General features: G+C 48.3%; 22 protein-coding genes. 17 read left to right on the top strand and 5 right to left on the bottom strand.

Annotated features, from left to right (window positions below):
• Positions 1 to 3: 3 nt before the first annotated feature.
• Positions 4 to 1038 carry a glutamate 5-kinase gene (gene proB, locus B5Z18_RS31145; protein ID WP_079473472.1) on the bottom strand — a complete coding sequence of 345 codons (1035 nt, stop codon included), beginning with the start codon at positions 1036 to 1038 and terminating at the stop codon, positions 4 to 6.
• Between the two features lie 117 nt (positions 1039 to 1155).
• Between proB and bla the strand changes: the two genes are divergently transcribed.
• Entirely contained in the window at positions 1156 to 2055 is a 900-nt protein-coding gene (gene bla, locus B5Z18_RS31150; protein WP_200817402.1) for a class A beta-lactamase, read from the top strand.
• A gap of 40 nt (positions 2056 to 2095) precedes the next feature.
• Here bla and B5Z18_RS31155 read toward each other — a convergent pair whose 3' ends face one another.
• Together B5Z18_RS31155 and B5Z18_RS31160 are read right to left on the bottom strand one after the other, a co-directional pair.
• Entirely contained in the window at positions 2096 to 2557 is a 462-nt protein-coding gene (locus B5Z18_RS31155) for a hypothetical protein (RefSeq protein WP_159454501.1), read from the bottom strand.
• A gap of 89 nt (positions 2558 to 2646) precedes the next feature.
• On the bottom strand, positions 2647 to 3726 hold the full coding sequence (locus B5Z18_RS31160) for an alkene reductase (protein WP_143313760.1): 1080 nt from the start codon (positions 3724 to 3726) through the stop codon (positions 2647 to 2649).
• 87 nt (positions 3727 to 3813) lie between these two features.
• Here B5Z18_RS31160 and B5Z18_RS31165 point away from each other — a divergent pair, with 87 nt between their 5' ends.
• From B5Z18_RS31165 to B5Z18_RS31180, 4 genes are all read left to right on the top strand, one after another.
• Entirely contained in the window at positions 3814 to 4728 is a 915-nt protein-coding gene (locus B5Z18_RS31165) for an AraC family transcriptional regulator (RefSeq protein ID WP_159454502.1), read from the top strand.
• A gap of 15 nt (positions 4729 to 4743) precedes the next feature.
• The gene (locus tag B5Z18_RS31170) at positions 4744 to 5013 is read left to right on the top strand and encodes an ArsR/SmtB family transcription factor (RefSeq protein ID WP_079473476.1); all 270 of its coding nucleotides are present in this window, start codon (positions 4744 to 4746) and stop codon (positions 5011 to 5013) included.
• Positions 5014 to 5166: 153 nt separating this feature from the next.
• On the top strand, positions 5167 to 5922 hold the full coding sequence (locus B5Z18_RS31175; RefSeq protein WP_079473477.1) for a glucose 1-dehydrogenase: 756 nt from the start codon (positions 5167 to 5169) through the stop codon (positions 5920 to 5922).
• 19 nt (positions 5923 to 5941) lie between these two features.
• A complete protein-coding gene (locus B5Z18_RS31180; protein WP_079473478.1) occupies positions 5942 to 6691 on the top strand; it encodes a glucose 1-dehydrogenase in 750 nt (249 codons plus the stop codon).
• A 231-nt stretch (positions 6692 to 6922) separates the two neighbouring features.
• On the opposite strand, the gene B5Z18_RS31185 is transcribed toward B5Z18_RS31180, so the two are convergent.
• Both B5Z18_RS31185 and B5Z18_RS31190 read right to left on the bottom strand, forming a co-directional pair.
• Positions 6923 to 8350 (bottom strand): aminotransferase-like domain-containing protein, encoded by a 1428-nt coding sequence (locus B5Z18_RS31185; protein ID WP_079473479.1) that lies wholly within the window; start codon positions 8348 to 8350, stop codon positions 6923 to 6925.
• 105 nt (positions 8351 to 8455) lie between these two features.
• Positions 8456 to 9886: an aminotransferase-like domain-containing protein gene (locus B5Z18_RS31190; RefSeq protein WP_079473480.1), complete on the bottom strand. Its 1431-nt coding sequence runs from the start codon at positions 9884 to 9886 to the stop codon at positions 8456 to 8458.
• Positions 9887 to 9983: 97 nt separating this feature from the next.
• On the opposite strand from B5Z18_RS31190, the gene B5Z18_RS31195 reads away from it, so the two are divergent.
• The 12 genes from B5Z18_RS31195 (at position 9984) to B5Z18_RS31250 (ending at position 18966) form a co-directional block, all read left to right on the top strand.
• Positions 9984 to 10331: a nuclear transport factor 2 family protein gene (locus B5Z18_RS31195; protein WP_079473481.1), complete on the top strand. Its 348-nt coding sequence runs from the start codon at positions 9984 to 9986 to the stop codon at positions 10329 to 10331.
• Between the two features lie 21 nt (positions 10332 to 10352).
• On the top strand, positions 10353 to 10793 hold the full coding sequence (locus tag B5Z18_RS31200) for a carboxymuconolactone decarboxylase family protein (RefSeq protein ID WP_079473482.1): 441 nt from the start codon (positions 10353 to 10355) through the stop codon (positions 10791 to 10793).
• 89 nt (positions 10794 to 10882) lie between these two features.
• On the top strand, positions 10883 to 11164 hold the full coding sequence (locus B5Z18_RS31205) for a hypothetical protein (RefSeq protein ID WP_133256226.1): 282 nt from the start codon (positions 10883 to 10885) through the stop codon (positions 11162 to 11164).
• A 59-nt stretch (positions 11165 to 11223) separates the two neighbouring features.
• A complete protein-coding gene (locus B5Z18_RS31210) occupies positions 11224 to 12132 on the top strand; it encodes a DNA-3-methyladenine glycosylase family protein (RefSeq protein ID WP_079473484.1) in 909 nt (302 codons plus the stop codon).
• Between the two features lie 9 nt (positions 12133 to 12141).
• Positions 12142 to 12627, top strand: coding sequence for a methylated-DNA--[protein]-cysteine S-methyltransferase (locus B5Z18_RS31215; RefSeq protein ID WP_111579117.1), 486 nt, complete (start codon positions 12142 to 12144; stop codon positions 12625 to 12627).
• A 111-nt stretch (positions 12628 to 12738) separates the two neighbouring features.
• The gene (locus tag B5Z18_RS31220; RefSeq protein ID WP_079473485.1) at positions 12739 to 14157 is read left to right on the top strand and encodes a pyridoxal phosphate-dependent decarboxylase family protein; all 1419 of its coding nucleotides are present in this window, start codon (positions 12739 to 12741) and stop codon (positions 14155 to 14157) included.
• A complete protein-coding gene (locus B5Z18_RS31225; RefSeq protein ID WP_111579119.1) occupies positions 14150 to 15070 on the top strand; it encodes an EamA family transporter in 921 nt (306 codons plus the stop codon). The genes B5Z18_RS31220 and B5Z18_RS31225 overlap by 8 nt, the downstream gene beginning before the upstream one ends.
• Positions 15071 to 15198: 128 nt before the next feature.
• Positions 15199 to 15639 carry a GNAT family N-acetyltransferase gene (locus tag B5Z18_RS31230; RefSeq protein ID WP_111579120.1) on the top strand — a complete coding sequence of 147 codons (441 nt, stop codon included), beginning with the start codon at positions 15199 to 15201 and terminating at the stop codon, positions 15637 to 15639.
• A gap of 48 nt (positions 15640 to 15687) precedes the next feature.
• Positions 15688 to 16254 carry an NUDIX domain-containing protein gene (locus tag B5Z18_RS31235; RefSeq protein ID WP_079473487.1) on the top strand — a complete coding sequence of 189 codons (567 nt, stop codon included), beginning with the start codon at positions 15688 to 15690 and terminating at the stop codon, positions 16252 to 16254.
• A 20-nt stretch (positions 16255 to 16274) separates the two neighbouring features.
• Positions 16275 to 17096 carry a 23S rRNA (guanosine(2251)-2'-O)-methyltransferase RlmB gene (rlmB, locus tag B5Z18_RS31240; protein WP_235016096.1) on the top strand — a complete coding sequence of 274 codons (822 nt, stop codon included), beginning with the start codon at positions 16275 to 16277 and terminating at the stop codon, positions 17094 to 17096.
• A gap of 37 nt (positions 17097 to 17133) precedes the next feature.
• Complete coding sequence (locus B5Z18_RS31245) at positions 17134 to 17985, top strand: hydroxymethylglutaryl-CoA lyase (RefSeq protein WP_079473488.1); 852 nt, start codon at positions 17134 to 17136, stop codon at positions 17983 to 17985.
• Between the two features lie 9 nt (positions 17986 to 17994).
• The gene (locus tag B5Z18_RS31250) at positions 17995 to 18966 is read left to right on the top strand and encodes a GSCFA domain-containing protein (RefSeq protein WP_079473489.1); all 972 of its coding nucleotides are present in this window, start codon (positions 17995 to 17997) and stop codon (positions 18964 to 18966) included.
• Positions 18967 to 18974: the final 8 nt, after the last annotated feature.

Raw genomic sequence — 18974 nt, forward strand, 5'->3', positions numbered from 1 at the left:
TCTTTATAACAGCACGATGTCATCGGCGTGGGCCACTTCAATGTTCTGTGCTTTGTGTTGGGTGTCGAGAGTGTCTGAAGCAATTTTCGTCCTGCCTACGGCGATGGCGATATTGTCTTCGTTCACAATTTCAATGACTTCCCCGCATTCAAATTTTTCGAGTACAGCCTGCACGCCTACGGCGAGGAGACTGTGACGCTTTTCCAGGGCTTTTTGTGCGCCGGCGTCAATTTGGATCCTGCCGGTAACCAGGCTGCCGCTGGCCAGCCACTTTTTGCGGGCGGGCATGCTGCAGGGCTGCGGCAGGCACAAGGTACCTGTTTTGCCCGCAATGGCATTGAGGATGCCATCTTCTGTGCGGATACCGAAAATAACGACCCTGATGCCCATCCTGGTGGCCAGGCGGGCGAAGGTGAGCTTGGATACCATGCCGCCCAAGCCGAGAGCGGATTTCTCTTTATCTGCCAGTCCCAGGGCTGCCTTGTCAATAACGTCTATCTGTGGCACCACCTGCCCCTCCCTGTCCAGTACGCCGGCTACGGAGGTGCTGAACAACAGTAGCTGTGCACCAAAGCCCACGGCTATCAGCGTGGCCAGCTCGTCGTTGTCGGAAAATTTCAGCTCCAGGCTGCTCACCACGTCATTTTCGTTGGCAATGGGGATAATGTTGCTGGCCCACAGTTCCTCATAAGTACGTTTTAACTGGAGGAACTGGTTCCTGTCGGAGAAATGCTGGCGTTCACAAAGGCTCTGCGCTACTGCAATACTATAAGGGGCAAAATAACGGCTGTATTTATTCAATAACAACGGATTACCCACGGCTGCCGCGGCTTTGCGCTCGCTGATGGTGCCGTTGTAATGACGTAAAAACTGTTTGCCGGCGGCTACCGCCCCGGACGACACCAGCACAATATGATAATCGGCATGTAACTCTGCTACCTGCCGTGCTATACCGGCAATCACGGTTTCGTCGAGGTCACCGTTCTGATGGGTGATCGACGCTGTTCCAAATTTTATAACTAATATCGGTTTACTCAATTTCTGCTCTATTTGGAGCCTAAAATAATATTAACACGGCGAAATTCTAAATGCATAATTTGTTCCGGTTGCCGGGAAAGCCCTATTTTAACTTCTTATATTGATTTAACCAGCTATATGAGAAAGCCTGTTGCCATGTTTATAACAGCCACTATGGCCGTTTCTGTTGCCTGTCTCCCAACGGCCAAAGGCCAGCAAACACTTCGTCAGCAAATTGCAGGTATCGCCGGAAATATATCTGGGAAAGTTGGGGTATATGCGGAAATCCTGGAAACAAAGGACACCGTTTCCTTTAACCGCGACCAGCATTTCCCGATGCAGAGCGTGTATAAATTCCCGATTGCCATGGCCATGCTCCACCAGGTGGACCAGCACAAATTCCGGCTGGATCAACCCATACACGTAACAAAAGACGATCTGATAGGGCCGAGAGGGGTAAGCCCGGTACGGGACCAGCATCCGGAGGGAAATTTTGATATGCCACTGGGAGAACTGATCGATTATAATATCCGCGCCAGCGATGGCAGCGCCTGTGATGTGCTGTTGCGCTTACTGGGCGGCACCGCCAAAGCAAATGCTTATGTACACAGCCTGGGCGTAAAACAGCTGGCCATTTCCACCACGGAAAAAGTGCAGGTGCCCAGCGAAATGATCCAGTATAAGAACTGGTCTACCCCAATGGCCATGACACAGCTGCTGAAAATATTTTACCAGGAACCGGTGTTGTCGGACAGCAGCAAAAATTACCTGATGCATCTGATGGTGACTTCAAGACCCGGTGCAAAAAGATTAAAAGGATTACTGCCGGCCGGCACAGTGGTAGCGCATAAAACAGGCACCTCGTGGACCACAGACGGGTTAACCCGTGCCACCAATGACGTTGGTATTATTACTTTGCCAAACGGACATCACCTGGCTATTACGGTATTTGTGTCTGATGCAAAAGCAAGTGAGGAAGAGCGGGAGGGAGCCATTGCTAAAATTGCGAAAGCAGCATACGACCACTGGAGCAAATAAAAAAACAGGCAGTTTCATTTTTGAAACTGCCTGCTGAAAATTATTTCATGTATTTCTTATACTCGTTTTCAATATCCATGATATCTATTTTGTGGAGTTTGTCCCCATCAAATAACCACATCTCCCAATTGTATTTAACATCACTTAAATTGAGCGTAGCGGCACTTCCTTTGGCCGAATGAAAACTGATGTTGCCACCGGCAGGTTCAATAATCTTTATGCCCTTTTCCTCCAGGAAGGCGCGGGCATCTGTCATGTAGTTCTGGTAATCTTCATTGATAGTATAAAATGCTTCTTCCCCGTTATCTTTTTTCAGATGTTCCAGTTGAATACTGTCGGGCGTATGAAGTATTGCGCAGGGACGTGTAATCTGGCTGGCGCTTTCGGTTACAGCCTGCACAGGTGGAGCTGCATCTGTCGGAATTTTTTCCTCCGGAATTTTTCTTTCCTGGCATGCATAGAAAGTAATGAGCGCTAAAGGTAAGATAAGGTGCTTTTTCATGGTTTTCATAGCAATAGTTGTTTGGCATATTCGTTACACTTTACTACAGCGTAATGGCGTAAAGATAATATAAAATATACCCCATGCAACTATTGCAATATGTTCATACATGGATAATCTATCAGCCCTGCTGCGCCACCTTGATAGAAGGTGCTTTTATCGCCCGGCGCCAGTGGATGCTGATGTCTGAAACGCTCTGGCAGATCAGGATTAGAGATAAAGGGGCGTCCGAATGCAATAAGATCTGCTTCATTTCGTTGCAGTGTTTTTTCTGCACTGTCTGCTGTAAAACCACCTGCCAGGATCAGCCAGTTTTTAAACTGCTGCCGTAATAAACCAATGTAATTTGAAGGGATCGGTAAACTGCCGTTGGTAGATTGATCAGAGAGATGAATATAGCGTATATCCATCTGGTTTAGTTTCGGGATCAGGTACAGGTGAGTAGCTATTTCTTCATCGTATAATGGCAAGCTATTGTGTGCTGCAAAAGGAGAGAAGCGGATGCCTACCCTATGTGCTCCGGCAATATCAATGGTGCCTTGTACGATCTCCAGTAAAAAGCGGTTCCTGTTTTCAATGTTACCGCCATATTTATCCGTACGCCTGTTGGTATGCGGATGCATAAATTGTTCAATAAGGTAACCATGTGCAGCATGTACTTCTATGCCGTCGAAACCTGCGGCAATAGTATTTTCCGCTGCTTTGAGATGCAGCCCGATCATTTCTTCTACTGCGGTGGTGCTCATTGCTTCAGGTACGGGCATGGGCATAGGGCCTTGTACCGTAGTGATACTGCCATTGGCAGCTATTGCTGATGGCGCCAGCAAAGGCCCGCCACCGGGGAGGTTCAGCGGATGGCCAATTCTTCCGCTATGTAAAAGCTGGAGGAATATGGTACCGCCTTTTTCATGAACAGCATCTGTTACTTTTTTCCATGCGGCTATTTGTTCGTTGTTGTAAATGCCAGGCAGGCGGTAGTAGCCTACGCCATTAGGGCTTATGGCGGTGCTTTCTGCTATGATCAATCCTGCGCCTGCACGCTGACTGTAATACGTGGCCACCATATCATCGGGTACGCCGTTGGTAGCTCTTCTTCTGCTCATGGGCGCCATCACGATCCTGTTGTTTAATGTGAATGTGTTTGAGGCAACCGGTTCCAGTAATTTCATTTTCATCTTTTTTATATCACAAAATTAGACAGGTGTGCAGACATGGAACAGGTAGAATCCGGGGTGATTATTGTAATTTTACAGGTTATGGGAGAAAGAAATTTATATACGCCGTTTGAGTTGTTACAGGCAGATATGTCGGATTGGGATCCGCAGCCGAAGGTGTATTTCTTTTTTGAGATCATCCATATCCGCGAAGGTAGCGGGTTCCGGACGGTAAATAATAACCGGTTCCCTTATCATAAAGGCAGCCTGTTTTTATTTACGCCGCGCGACTGCCGCGGGTTTGAAGAAGAAACGCCTACAAAGTTTGTATCGATCCGCTTTTCTGAAATGTTTGTGGGCATGTCTCATTCTGCGTCCGAAAAGGCGAGGCTGGGCGAGTGGCTCCGGCAACTGGAGTACCTGTTCTTTTACCACAACCGGCAGGAACAGTTATTGATCAGCCAGGAGAACGATTGTGACATGATCATGGTGCTCATCTGCAATATGATGGATGAATATGAGAAGAAGCCGCCCTATTACCAGCAAAACCTGCAGCACTATGTAAGTTTGCTGTTGAATATAGTAGCGCGGAATGTGGCGCAGGATATAAATGTAGATGGAACAGACAACGCCGCTCCGTTGATCAGCCGGATGATCGGGTATATCCGGCAATATATTTATTGCCCCGATATGCTGAAGCAGGAGCACCTGGCGAAACAATTCAATCTTTCCCCGCACTATATCGGGGAGTTTTTCAAGAAGCAAACGAACGAGAGCCTGCAGCAATTCATTATTCATCACAAACTCAACCTGGTGCAGCTCAGGGTGAGCTATAGCGACCTCACCATTTCGGAAATCGCCGATGAGCTGGGGTTTACAGACGAAAGTCATATGAGCCGGCTCTTTAAAAAGTATTACGGCCTTACCCCGGCCGCTTACCGGAAGGAGCAGGTTCAGGCCAAAAAAGAGGGGGCGGAAAAAAATATTCATCGAAATATTTCGATATTTCAAAAATAGTCTTACTTTTGCTTTATGGATTTAGCAGTTATAGAAAAAGCAGCAAATGCCATCGCCGACAAACATCGATTATCTATTATAATGGAGGTTGTTAAGAAGGGAAAGCTGGTTTGTGGTGATGTGTGCGGGTTTACGTGTTTGTCGCAGCCTACGGTGTCGCATCACGTAAAGATCCTGGTAGATAGTGGCGTACTGCATTCTGTGAAAAATGGGAGATCTCTGGAGCTGACGCTCAATAAGGAGATGATGAAACAGTTGTCTATGTTCTTTTTACAATTAAGTTAGGTACAAAAAGGGGCTGAGGTGCTACCGGGCGGGTAACCAACAGCTTTTTTTATACTTATATATATTGATACTTTTAAATTAATGGATTGATAGAGAAAGATTTTCTCTTTTTTTTAGACATGACACATTGATAAACTTAAATAAATCAATAGAATGGACCAGTTACAGAATAAAACAGCTGTCATCACGGGCGGTAACAGCGGTATAGGATATGCAACAGCAGCAGATTTTTTGGCGAAAGGAGCAAAGGTATTGATTACAGGACGCAAGCCGGAAGCCGTACAGCAGGCTGTGGCAGCGTTAGGAGGAGAGATAGATAGTTTTATCGCAGACCAGGGAAAAATAAATGACTCACAGAAACTAGCGGAGTATGTGCGTGACCGTTATGGCAAAATAGACATCCTGTTTGTGAATGCGGGAGTAGCAGCGTTTGCATCATTTGCTGATGTAACAGAAGCTTCCTTTGATACGGTAATGGACATTAACCTGAAGGGCGCCTTCTTCACCGTGCAGCATCTGCTGCCGCTGATCAACGAGGGTGGTACCATTATTTTATTGTCTTCCGTAAATGCACTCGCAGGTATGCCGGGAGCAGTAGTATACAGCGCCAGCAAAGCAGGACTCAACTCGCTGGGACGCACCTTATCAAGGGAGCTGGCCTCCAGGAAAATCCGGGTAAATATTGTAAACCCCGGACCGGTAGCCACACCTATCCTTGAAAAGGCAGGTATTCCAAAAGAAGCGATCAGTGAAGAACAATTGGCCAAAGCATTACCGATAGGCAGAATAGGACAACCGGAAGAAATTGCCAAACTGGTTTCTTTCCTCGCATCAGACGACGCATCCTTTATCACAGGTGCAGAGTACAATATCGACGGAGGTATCAGTGTTCATCCATTAATCGGTTAATCTCAAACAAACATCATTCATGTCATCTCTGAAAGACAAAATAGTTGTTATCACAGGCGGTAACAGTGGAATTGGATACACAACAGCAAAGGCATTTTTAGCAAAAGGAGCAAAGGTTTTGATAACAGGTCGTCAGCCTGGTGCGGTACAAAAGGCCGTACACGCACTGGGCCACCCTGCAGAAGGTTTTAAAGCAGATCAGTCAGACATGAATGATATACGGCGCCTGTATGAATACCTGCAGGGCCGTTTCGGGAAAATAGATTCCTTATTTGTAAATGCTGGCGTGGCGAAATTAGCGCCGTTTGAAACGGTAACAGAGGCACAATACGATGAATTAATGAACATTAACTTCAAAGGTGCTTATTTCACCATCCAGCAATTACTTCCCCTCATCAGCGATGGCGGCTCTATCACGCTGCTGTCGGCCCTGAACGCATATTCAGGAACACCCAATGCCACAGTACTGTCTGCCAGTAAAGCAGCACTGAATTCATTGGGCAGAACATTATCGAGGGAACTGGCGGAAAGGAAAATACGGGTAAACATAGTGAACCCCGGTATTATCAGCACGCCACTACTGGAGAAAGCAGGATTGCCGGATGAAGCCAGGACACACCTGAGCAATATCACGCCCCTGGGCAGGTTAGGACAACCGGAAGATATTGCCAGCCTGGTCACTTTCCTGGCATCCGATGATGCTTCGTTTATTACAGGTGCAGAATATAATGTAGACGGCGGCCTTATGGTGCACCCGTTGATCGCTTAATAAATGATCCTGGCGTTGCAGTGTGCAGCATTGTGCAAATGCTGCACCGGCAGCAGGGACTTTAAAAAATTCTTTGTTGATTTACAGTTAACGGTTGTTTAGGATGTTTGCAAACCCCATTGGTTGCCTGCCGGATGCCGCTTGCTATACGGGTATCTGGCAGCAACTTTAAAAATTTTAAGTTGTAGGTTTAACAGCGGCCGGAATAATCTTATTCCGGTCTTCGCTTTTTTAGCCCATCTTCCGGATCAGTTTCCCCAGCGTTTTCAACCCGTCATCCACCTGCTTGCTCCATACCGGGCCAAAACTGATACGTAAACAGTTGTTGTATTTATTCTGCAAAGAAAAAATCCTGCCGGGACAGAAGCTGATCTTATGTTTCAGCGCCTGCTGGAACAGTTCAAATGTATTGATGGATTCGTCGAGTTCCACCCAAAGCACGCAACCTCCCTGCGGCCGTGATATCCTGGTGCTCTCCGGGAAATATTCGCTGATGGCCTGTGAATACCGTAAACTCTGGGTGTGCAGCACCTTCCGCAAATTGCGCAGGTGAAATTCGTACCGGCCTATTTCCAGGAAATGCCCTACCGCCGCCTGTGGCAGCGATGCACAGGCAATAGAGTGGTTCTGTTTCATCATCAGCACCTTTTCCTTATATTTTCCCGGTAACGTCCAGCCAACGCGGTAGCCGGGCGCCAGCGATTTGGAAAAGGAATTACATAACAACACATGACCGTATTTATCAAACGTTTTGCAATTGGCAGGACGTTGTTTTGTAAAATACAGATCGCCGTAAATATCATCTTCTATCAACGCTATATCATACTTCACCATCATGTCTACCAGCGCCTTTTTATTTTTATCCGGCATACAGGAACCCAACGGGTTGTTGTAGTTGGTAACAAATAAACAGGCTTTGATTTTATGACGCGGAATGGCTTTGTCGAGATAATCGAGATCAATGCCGGAAACCGGGTGGGTAGGCACTTCCAGCACTTTTAAGCCAAGACTTTCCGCCAGCTGCATAGAGCCATAATACGCGGGGCTTTCAATGGCAATGGTGTCGCCGGGGCGTGTTACCGCCGACAGGCACAGCGTCAGCGCATCCATGCAACCACTCGTAGTAATAATATCATCTTCCGTATAGGCGCCGCCCCAGGCAAGCGACATCCGGGCTATTTGTCCGCGCAGCAGCTTGTTGCCCTGTAACTCCTCATAGCCGATGCCATTGTTGGGCAGGTCACGCAGCGCATGCACCACGGCCTTCGCCATTTTAGCGGCAGGCATTAGTCCCGGCGGAGGCGTAGCCACAGAGAAGTTCAGGATGTTCGGGTTCCTCATATGACTGAACACTTCCATCACCATATCGCTCACCGTGGCTTCACTGGCTTTCTTTACCGGCGCACAGGTACCCGGCATGGCAGGCATGCGCCTGGAATTAAAGCGGATGTAATAACCGGATTTGGGCCTGGACTCAATCAGTCCTTTTGATTCCAGGTGATAATACGCCTGGAAGGCAGTGGTTAAACTGATCCCTTGTTGCTTGCTGAGCATGCGCACAGACGGCAGTTTCTCCCCGATTTTCATCACGTCTTTTTCTATCAGCTGTTCAATATTATCAGCTACCTGCAGGTACAGGTGATCGGCGGTTTTTATCATGGCATTGCTAATCTGATCTGGTCAAAAATACAAAAATAGCATCTGTTTTATTTTAATTTTTTCGGGAGAGAGGAATGCGGTAGTTCATCCGCCGGCCACCCGTGCCTATCGCAGTTGTTTCCCTATCAGCCTGCCCAGCGTTTGAATGGCCCAGTCCTGGTCGTCGCTCCAGGGGTTGGCATTGGTAAGCCGGATGCAGTTCTGGTAGCGGTCCTGGCTGGAGAACAGTGCGCCGGGCGTAAACGTGATCCCTTGCTCCACCGCTTCTTCATGCAGCTTCCAGGTGTTTATTTTTGGCGAAAGTACTACCCATAAACTGATGCCGCCGTTGGGGCGCGTCAGTTGTGTATCTTCCGGAAAATACTCCTGTATCGCTTTCGTGATCTGCATGGTTTGCATACTCAGCGATTGCCGCAGCGATTTCAGGTGCAGGTCCAGCCGCTGCTGATCGAGGAATTTGCTCAGTACTAATTGCGGCAACATCCCGGTGGCGCCGGAGGCCATAAATTTCAACTGCGCAATTTTTTCCCTGTAACGGCCGCCAATCACCCAGCCCGTGCGCAGCCCCGCGGCAATGGACTTTGAGAAAGACGAACAGTAAAGTACCAGTCCTTCTTCGTCATATGATTTCACCGTTCTGGGTCTTTCTGGTGCGAAATGCAGATCGCCGTACACGTCATCTTCTATCAGCGGCACCTGGTATTTTTTCAACAGCTTCGCCAGTTGTTCCTTGCTGTTGTCGGGGATGCAACAGCCCATCGGGTTGTTGTAGTTGCTTACAAAAAGACAAGCCTGTACTTTCTTTTGCTTAAAAGCGTCTTCCAGTTTATCCAGGCTCACGCCGGTTACCGGGTCGGTGGGGATTTCCAGCGCTTTCATGCCCAGGCTCTCAATGGCCATCAGCAGCCCAAAAAAAGTAGGTGACTCAATGGCAATGGTATCGCCGGCTTTGGCTACCGCGCGGAGGCAAAGACCTGCAGCCTCAATAGCGCCGTGGGTAACAATAATATCCTGCGGCGATACCGCCCGGCCCCAGTTAAGACAATGCCTGGCAATGTGTTTCCGGAAAGGTTCATGGCCGTAAATATCACCGTAAGGGATATACGAAGTATCCAGTTCACGCGCTACCAGCTGCAGCGCTTTCTTCAGCTTCACATCCGGTAGCAGCGCCACATCCGGCGATGCGCCTATCAGTGAAATGGTTTTATGTGATCCGCTGGTTTTCCGGAACATGGCCAGCTTTTCATTGATCTGTACTTTCAGTGGAGTAGGCAAAGGGTTTGTTACCGGCGGCAGATCGGGGCGTAATTTTTTTGAATAGTGTACAAAGTATCCTGATTTTTCCCGGGAGGCCACCCAGCCTTTTTTTTCCAGGTGGGTGTATACCTGCAGCGCCGTGCTGATGCTGATGCCGTGCTCCTGGTGCAGGGATCGTACAGAGGGCAGCTTGTCGCCCACCGCATACACGCCCTCACTGATCATATGCTGGATCTTCTCCGCCAGCTGAAGATAGATAAACCCGTTATTCTTTTTCATCTTCCCAAAGTTAATCTGTTATGGTTTAATATCGATAATTCTGTATCTGTTTTGGTGGCGTTTTTTGCCGTTATTTTGTAATCCTAAACCCACAATCATGACTGCTGTTAAACGAATTGCACAAACGCTGGTACAACTTTGCAGAGCGTGGAAATTTCCGGAGGCACAGGCCACGCTGTTCCATGAAGATGCGGTAAACCTGGAGCCGGACGGCCGCACCACTACCGGGTTAACAGCCATCATGGCAAAGGAGCAGGCATTCCTCGACAGCATCTCGGAAAGACACCTGCTGGAGATCTCAGAGCCCGTAGTAGCCGACGATTATTTCGCGGTGCAGCTGCTGATGGATGTAACGGTCAACGGCGTCGGCCGCCGGACGAGAAATGAACTTTGCATCTATAAAGTATGCGACGGTAAAATTATCAGTGAACAGTTTTTCTACTAATCATCTTAAAAAAATATAATTATGGAAGCAAGAATGGACATCTACAAACTCCTGCCCGGCGCATATAAAGCCATGATGGGATTGCAGGCTTTTGTTAACGAATGCGGCCTTGATAAAACCCTCACGGAACTTATAAAGATCCGCGCCTCACAGATCAATGGCTGCGCTTTCTGCCTGAATATGCACACCAAAGAAGCCCGCCAGATGGGAGAAACGGAGCAACGCATCTACGGGCTGCCGGCCTGGGAAGAGGCGCCTTATTATACCGACAAGGAGCGTGCTGCCCTCGCGCTTACAGAAGCCGTTACGCTGGTAAGCGCTACCCGCGTGCCGGATGAGGTGTACAAAGCCGCACAGGCCGTTTTTACGCAACAGGAAATAGCAATTATCACAATGGCCATTGTCGCCATTAATTCATGGAACCGCATTGCGATTACATCAAGAACATTGCCGCAGGGATAATATCATAAGGGTGTCTCCGGCTGAATGATTAGTTGGAGACGCCTTCCGGAATATATATTATCTTCCCCGCAGGTAATTTTATATCGGATATGTTTAATAAGATAGCGCCTGATAAATGGAAGCATTTTTTCGCAGGCATCCTCATGGGGGCGGTACTCGAAGTGGTTTCAGCATTAACGTTTCCCGGCCGCCCGTTACTGGCCGCCCTTGTGGCCCTGGCAGTGGTCATCGTTATCAGTTATGGCTTTGAGTTGTTTTCATTAATCACCGGCAAAGGACACCACGATGTAATGGACGCCGTGGCCAGTATTATCGGCGGTATTACCGGCATGTTACCGGGAGCGCTGGTATACCAATGGATGTTTGCTTAACCGGGCAAATCCGCAAGAAACCGTAAATCAAAAATCCCCGCTTTCCGTATTTTCGCAACATGGCTTTGCAGAAAATAAAGATCCCCATCAACGACCCGGCGCATTTCTCCTTTGAAGAATGCCTGCGTTTCCTCGGGAGATCGGATAAAGAATGTTTGCATTATATACACCATGGAAAAGTGCGGCGCATGCTGTTGTCGGAAGGTGAACCGGTGGTAGTGGAAATTGCGCCCGGCTCAAAAAACAACTTCCTGGAAGTAACCGTCCTGGCGCCCGCCGGGGAGGCGGTGGCAGAAGCGCCCATTATCAGGTATATCACGCATTGGTGGCACCTGGACGCGAACCTGCAACCATTCTATCAGTATACACAAACAGACCCGCTCTTAAAAGGACTGGCAGAAAAATATAACGGTCTTCGCCTGATAGGTATGCCTGATCTTTTTGAGGCCATCACCTGGCCCGTGATAGGCCAGCAAATAAACCTCGCCTTCGCCTATACATTGCGGCAGCGGTTTATCCGGCAGTTTGGGTATCACGTAGTGGTAGACAACACCGATTTTTATTTATACCCCCATCCAAAGGTGATAGCCGCGTTAACACCGGATCAGCTTACGCCGATGCAGTTTTCCCGCAGTAAAGCATTGTACCTCGTGGAAACCGCCCGGCAAATGGCCAGTGGTGCGCTCAGCGAGGCTACGCTGGATACTATGAGTTATGAAGCCGCGCGTGAAAGCCTGGTAGCCATGAAAGGAATCGGTAACTGGTCGGCCAACTATGCGCTGATGAAGTACCGCCGTTTTCCGCAATCCGTTTTACTGGAAGATGTTGGTTTGCAGAATGCAATAAAAAATAGATTAAATTTGGAAGCGAAGCCTTCTATGCCAGCATTGCAGGAGTATACGAGGCCGTGGAAGGAGCATGCAGCATACGCCACGTTTTATTTGTGGAGGTCACTATTACCCCAATAGATTAAATTTATGGAAGACGGATTGTATCATCTACGTATAGACACCCCCGTTGGACCGCTGCTGATCAGTGGTACAGCACATTTTATAAACGCTGTTTCTTTTACAGATAAACCCGCAGTGGATTTCCCTCAGGCGCCTGCACTACTGCTGGATTGCGCGCAGCAGCTGTATGAATATTTTGCGGGCGACCGCAAAACTTTTGACCTGCCCATTTCCCAGGAAGGAACGGAGTTTCAACAAACGGTGTGGCAACAACTAACTGTTATTCCATTCGGACAAACCATTTCTTACCAGCAACTCGCCCGCCGGATCCATAATCCCAAAAGCATCCGCGCAGTAGGCACTACCAATGGTAAAAATAAACTGGCCATCATTGTGCCCTGTCACCGCGTAATTGGCAGCAATGGCACGCTCACCGGCTATGCCGGTGGTCTCTGGCGTAAACGCTGGCTCCTGGAACATGAACGCACAGATTTATTTACCGGTTTGTTCTGAAAAATCTGATCTGGTCAATATTTCAAAAACTGAATCTGTTTTCAGATAATAAATTATCTCAATTTTGTTCCTGCATTACCACCCGAAAATTCTCATCAACAACGAGTAATCATGGAATTGAAATTGCAGGAAGACCTGAAACATACAGATCAGTTATTACAGTTAACCAAGGATTTCAGCAGCAGGTTTTTATCGGCAATAGATAAACTGGCAGCCGATAAAAAGGTGCAGATCAATAGCCGTGTATCCATTCCCGGTACCGGGATAGGAGGTGCAGCTACATTGGAAGCTTTCCGGCAACAATATGGCAACAGCATTACCGCCGCCGCAGGGCCGCGCTACTGGGGCTTTGTAACCGGCGGCGTTACGCCTGCCGCCCTGATGGGCGACTGGCTCGCATCTGCAATGGACCTCAATTCTTCTGATAAAAGTTCAGCCGCATATTATGTTGAAACGGAAACCATTGCTTTACTGAAAGAATTATTCGGACTGCCGGAAGCATTTTTAGGATGCTTTGTTTCCGGCGCTACCATGTCCAACTTCACCGGCCTGGCTACCGGCCGGCAATGGGTGGGATTGCAGCATGGGGTGGACATTGCAGCCGATGGTGTTGCCGCACTGCCAGGACTGAAAGTAGTATCTGCCGTGCCGCATTCCAGCATCGGTAAAGCCATTTCAATGATGGGAATAGGCCGAAATAACCTGGTGCGTGTTCCGGTATTGCCCGGTCGTGAAAGTGTGGACATCGCCGCGTTGAAAGAATACCTCGAAGCGAACAAGGGAACTCCCATTATTTATGTGGCCAATGCAGGCACCGTGAACACTGTTGATTTTGATGACATCGCCGCATTGGTACAACTGAAAAAGGAATATGGTTTCTGGCTGCATGTAGATGCCGCTTTCGGCGGATTCGCCGCCTGCAGCGATCAGTGGAAACACCTGCTGAACGGATGGGAACAGGCCGATAGTATCACCATCGATGCACATAAATGGCTGAATGTACCTTATGATGCCGCGATGATCTTTTGCAGACACCCGGAGTTACAATCGGCCGTATTCCAGAATGCAGGCGCTGCATACCTGGGCGACCCGGCAACGCAATTTAATTTTATAAATTATATACCCGAAAACTCGCGCCGCCAACGCGCTTTGCCGGCATGGTTTTCTTTGATGGCATACGGCAAAGAAGGATATCGCTGGCTCGTTGAAAATAATATTTCACTGGCCAAACAACTGGGCAGCCTGCTGGACACAGATCCGAATTTTGTGGTGCTATCACCGGTAAGGCTCTGCGTGGTTTGCTTCACACTGGAAGTAGCGCCGGAAGCAGCGGCAGAAGCCGTGCAGGAATACCTGGATGCACTGAACGACAGCGGCGTGGTATGTATGACTGCTACCACTTATGCCGGCCGGCCGGCCATCCGCGCGGCATTGGTGAACTGGCGCACCAGCGGGAAAGATGTTTTGTTGGCCTACGATACCATGAAGGTACTGGCAGAAAAAATAGTGAATAAATATGCTTATGCGTAAATCAAATACAAATGCTTACATCGCGCTTGCCATTGTAAGTATTTTTTGGGGAACCACTTACCTGGCATCCAGTGTGGGCGTAAGACACATGCACGGAGTGATGCTGGCAGGCATAAGACAGGCAACAGCCGGATTTCTGATCACCGGATTTTTTTTACTGAAGGGATATAAATTACCGGGGAAGATAGTGTTGTCGAAATTATTTGTCATTGGTACACTCATGCTATGTGGTGGTAACGGTTTGCTTACCTGGGCGCTGAGATATATTCCCAGCGGACTGGGAGCGATCATTGCAGCTACCATTCCCATCTGGATCACCATCACCAGCTATTTCCTGGTACAACGTACCCGGCTTAGTTTACAGCTGATCATTGGTATGATCCTGGGCTTTGGCGGCGTGGCAGGTATCTTTTATAATTATTTATCAAGCCTCATGAACCCGGATTTCCAGTTCGGAATCATCATCGGTTTTATCTCCTGTATATTCTGGGCACTGGGTTCTGTACTTACGGCGAAGTGGTCGCTGGGTGTGAATTACCTGTATGGCGCAGGATTCCAGATGTTTTTTAGCGGCATCATCATGTTGCTGGTAGCTACTTTGTTCCTGGGACAGCATGTGGAAGTGCAGAGTTTTACTACTGAATTATGGGAAAGCCTGTTGTACCTGGTGTTGGTAGGTTCGGTGTTTTCATATTCCGCTTATGTGTTTGCGTTGAATAATCTTCCGCCTGCACAGGTATCCATTTATGCTTACATCAACCCGGTGGTGGCGGTATTGCTGGGATGGCTCATCCTGCACGAGAATCTCACCTGGTTAACCGGTGTATGTTCACTGGTCACCATCGGTGGCGTATACCTGGTGAACAGTGCGGTGAATAAAAGTAAGAAAAGCCTTGCAGCGGCTGCAAAATAGTAATAGCTATAATTTTTTAAGGTAGAAGTTAATAGACAGATGCTCACCCCGGTGTTTACCGGACGAGCATCTTTTCTTTTGTTATGGAAATGAATTAAATTGAGATGGATTCTTAAATCTGTTATCTTATGGACGTTATTCAGGCAACGGAGTTACATACGAATGAGGTGGCGGTATTGTTTGATGCCTACCGCGGCTACTATGATCAGGCGCCCGATTTCAAAGGGGCACTGGGTTTTATTACAGAAAGGATTGCGAAAAAAGACAGTGTAATATTTGTGGTGATGCTGAATGCCGAAATTATTGGTTTCACACAACTTTATCCCATCTTCACTTCCCTGGGAATGAAAAGAGGCTGGTTGCTGAACGACCTGTATGTATTGGAAGAACACCGCGGTATGGGCGCCGGCAAAGCCCTGCTGGATAAAGCGACGGAATATGGTAAGTCTACCCATGCTGCCTGGCTGATGTTGCAAACCTATATTGCCAACACCGGGGCACAAAAACTCTACGAAAAAGAAGGGTTCATAAAAGATACGAACTCCTACTACTATTATAAGTCACTTTAAAAAACAGGGCGCGAAGGAAACTTTCCGCGCGCTGCTCCGTAAAAAACGATGGACACAACAAAGAATCCCTGGACCATTCACTCCCGGGAAATGCGATATGACAATAACTGGATCAGTATATGGCATCACGAGGGATTAAATCCTGCCGGTAGCGCCGGTATTTACGGCGTGGTACATTTTAAGAACCTCGCGGTGGGAGTAGTGGCGCTGGACGATGATATGAATATTTACCTCGTAGGGCAATACCGTTTCCCGTTAAAGCAGTTTTGCTGGGAAATCCCTGAGGGCGGCGCTCCGCTGGGAAAAGAAACTGCGCTGGATACCGCCAAAAGGGAATTACTGGAAGAAACCGGCCTGGTGGCATCTCATTGGGAAGTGATTACGCGCATGGCGCTGTCCAATTCTGTTTCTGATGAAGAAGGTGTGGTGTTCCTGGCGCGGGGACTGGAGCAACGGGAGGCTGAACCCGAAGAAACCGAGCAGCTGATTGTTAAAAAAGTGCCTTTTGAAGAAGCCTACCGGATGGTAAATGACTTTGAGATCACGGATTCCTTATCGGTAGCGGCCATACAAAAAGTAAAGCTAATGGGCTATGAAGGCTTATTAAACAAATAAACCCGTTACCTTTGCAGCAAATGGAAAGGAAATTTAACGCTTTCAAAGGTGAAAGAAGAGACGGGCAACGAGGCCCGAAAAAATATGCAACGCAGCGGGCAAAGCAATCTACCATGATTATTGGCCGTCAGCCGTTATTGGAAGCCCTGAGCACCGGGAAGTCGATTGAGCGCATCTTCATGCTGCGCACCGCTACCGGCGACATCATTCCGCAAATAAGGGAGCTGGCCCAAACCAACAATATCCCCATCAACTATGTTCCGGTGGAGAAGCTTAATGGGCTTACCCAGGCCAATCACCAGGGAGTGGTAGCCATTGCCGGCAACGTAACCTACCTGGATCTGCAGGATGTGATTTCGCATGTTACAGAAAAGGGCGAAACCCCGCTGTTCCTCATACTGGATGGTATTACAGATGTACGTAATATAGGCGCAATTGCCCGCAGTGCGGTGTGTTGCGGCGCACAGGCCATCATTATTCCTGATAAAGGCATTGCCGCACTGAATGAAGAGGCCGTGAAATCGTCTGCCGGTGCATTGGAAAGTATCGCGGTTTGCCGGGTCAACAGCCTGAACAAAGCCATTGATACCCTGCATCTCAACGGTATCAAGGTAATGGCGAGTGAAATGGAAACGGAAATAAAGTTGTACGATTGCGATCTCCGGGAGCCGGTGGCGGTGATCATGGGTTCGGAAGACAAAGGCGTGTACCCCGCGCTGATAAAGGCTTCTGATGTGTTATTCCGTATTCCGATGGCTGGCAACTTCGAATCCTTCAACGTATCTGTGGCAGCCGGCATCATTTTATATGAAGCGCTGAAACAAAGAACGGTAAATATTTAAGCGGACCCGCGGGAACCCGCAAAGAAAATGGTTTACTATGCTAAAACTAGTTGAATGCCCTCGTGATGCCATGCAGGGTTGGCACAGAATGATCAGTACGGATGAAAAAGTGCAGTATCTGAATTCCCTGTTAAAAGTAGGCTTTGATACGATCGATTTTGGCAGCTTTGTATCTCCCAAAGCCATCCCACAGATGGCAGACACCAAAGACGTGATCCCCCGACTGCAGCTGTCTGGCTCCAAAAGTAAGCTGCTGGCCATTGTGGCCAACCTGCGGGGAGCAGAAGAAGCGGTGGTATTTGATGAAATAAATTACCTGGGTTTTCCCTTCTCCATATCAGAAACTTTCCAGTTAAGAAATACCAATAAAACAATTGCCGAATCCCTGGAACAGGTACATTCCATGCAGGAACTGTGCATTAAGAACAGGAAAGAACTGGTAATCTATATTTCTATGGGCTTTGGTAATCCTTACGGAGACCCTTACAGCCCGGAAATTGTATTACAGTGGGTAGAAGAAATGGTGAAGATGGAAATCGGCGTTATTTCCCTCGCTGATACAGTAGGTGTTGCAGATGCCGCTACTATTACCGGCCTGTTCAAACACCTCATCCCCGCGTACCCGGATGTGGAGTTCGGCGCACATTTTCACGCAGCACCGCATAACTGGGAAGATAAGGTGCTGGCCGCCTATGAGCAGGGCTGCAAACGGTTTGACAGCGCAATTAAAGGAATCGGCGGTTGCCCCATGGCTAAAGATGAGCTGGTAGGCAACCTGGCTACGGAAAACATGATTGCTTTCTGCCATCAGCGGAAAGAGCCGCTCACACTGGATATGACGGCATTGAGGGGCACACAGCGACTGGCAGATGCTGTTTTTAAAGATTAACTGTATTACATGCAATTTCATTTAAGCTTTCCGGTAGCGCCATTGTCTGCAGCTATCCAGTACGATCATGAGCTATTGCTGATGGGGTCCTGTTTTGCAGAAGAAATCGGTGAAAAGCTGCAGGAGCACCGCTTTAATACCGTGGTGAACCCTCATGGTATTTTATACAATCCGCTTAGCATTACCAAAGCCCTTACTTCCTATCTCGACGGGAAAGTATATACGCCCGGAGATCTTTTCCAGCACAATGACCTCTGGAACAGCTGGGATCATCACAGCCGTTTCTCCGGCCTTACGCCGGAAGCCACGCTGGACAACATTTCCCGGATGCAGGCGGCCGCCACGCATGCTATTGAAAACGCCGATTGGCTCGTGATTACGCTGGGGTCCGCGCATGCATACATCTTAAAAGAAAATAACCGCCTGGTGGGTAACTGTCATAAGGTGCCGGCCGGAAACTTCTACAAACGCCTGCTCACCGTAGATGAAATAGTGACGGCGCTGGATAATGTGATGCATCGGCTATTTTTCCGTAACAAGAAAATTAATATACTCTTCACCGTTAGCCCGGTGCGCTACATCCGTGATGGGGTGGTGGAAAATAATCTCAGCAAAGCCATACTACTGCAGGCGGTTCATCACCTGGTGAATAAGTTTAACCGGCTGTTTTATTTCCCGGCATATGAGCTGGTGATAGATGATTTGCGCGATTACCGTTTTTATAAAGAAGATATGGTGCATCCCAATGAACTGGCGGTGAACTATGTTTGGGAGCAGGTGGTGAAGGCGGGTATCAGTCCGGCCAGCCAGGAACTGCTGCACAGCATTGCAGAAATAAACCGGGCGGCCAATCACCGGCCCTTTAACCCGGAAAGTGCCCAGCACCGGCAGTTTCTACAGCATTATGCGGCAAAGGTACAACAGCTGATGGCGGCTCATCCGCAACTGAAGCTGGATGATCTGCTGCAACGTTTTCAATAGTAAAGCGG

The sequence above is a fragment of the Chitinophaga ginsengisegetis genome (genome assembly GCF_900168065.1).
In the GTDB taxonomy this organism is placed as follows: Bacteria; Bacteroidota; Bacteroidia; order Chitinophagales; family Chitinophagaceae; genus Chitinophaga; species Chitinophaga ginsengisegetis.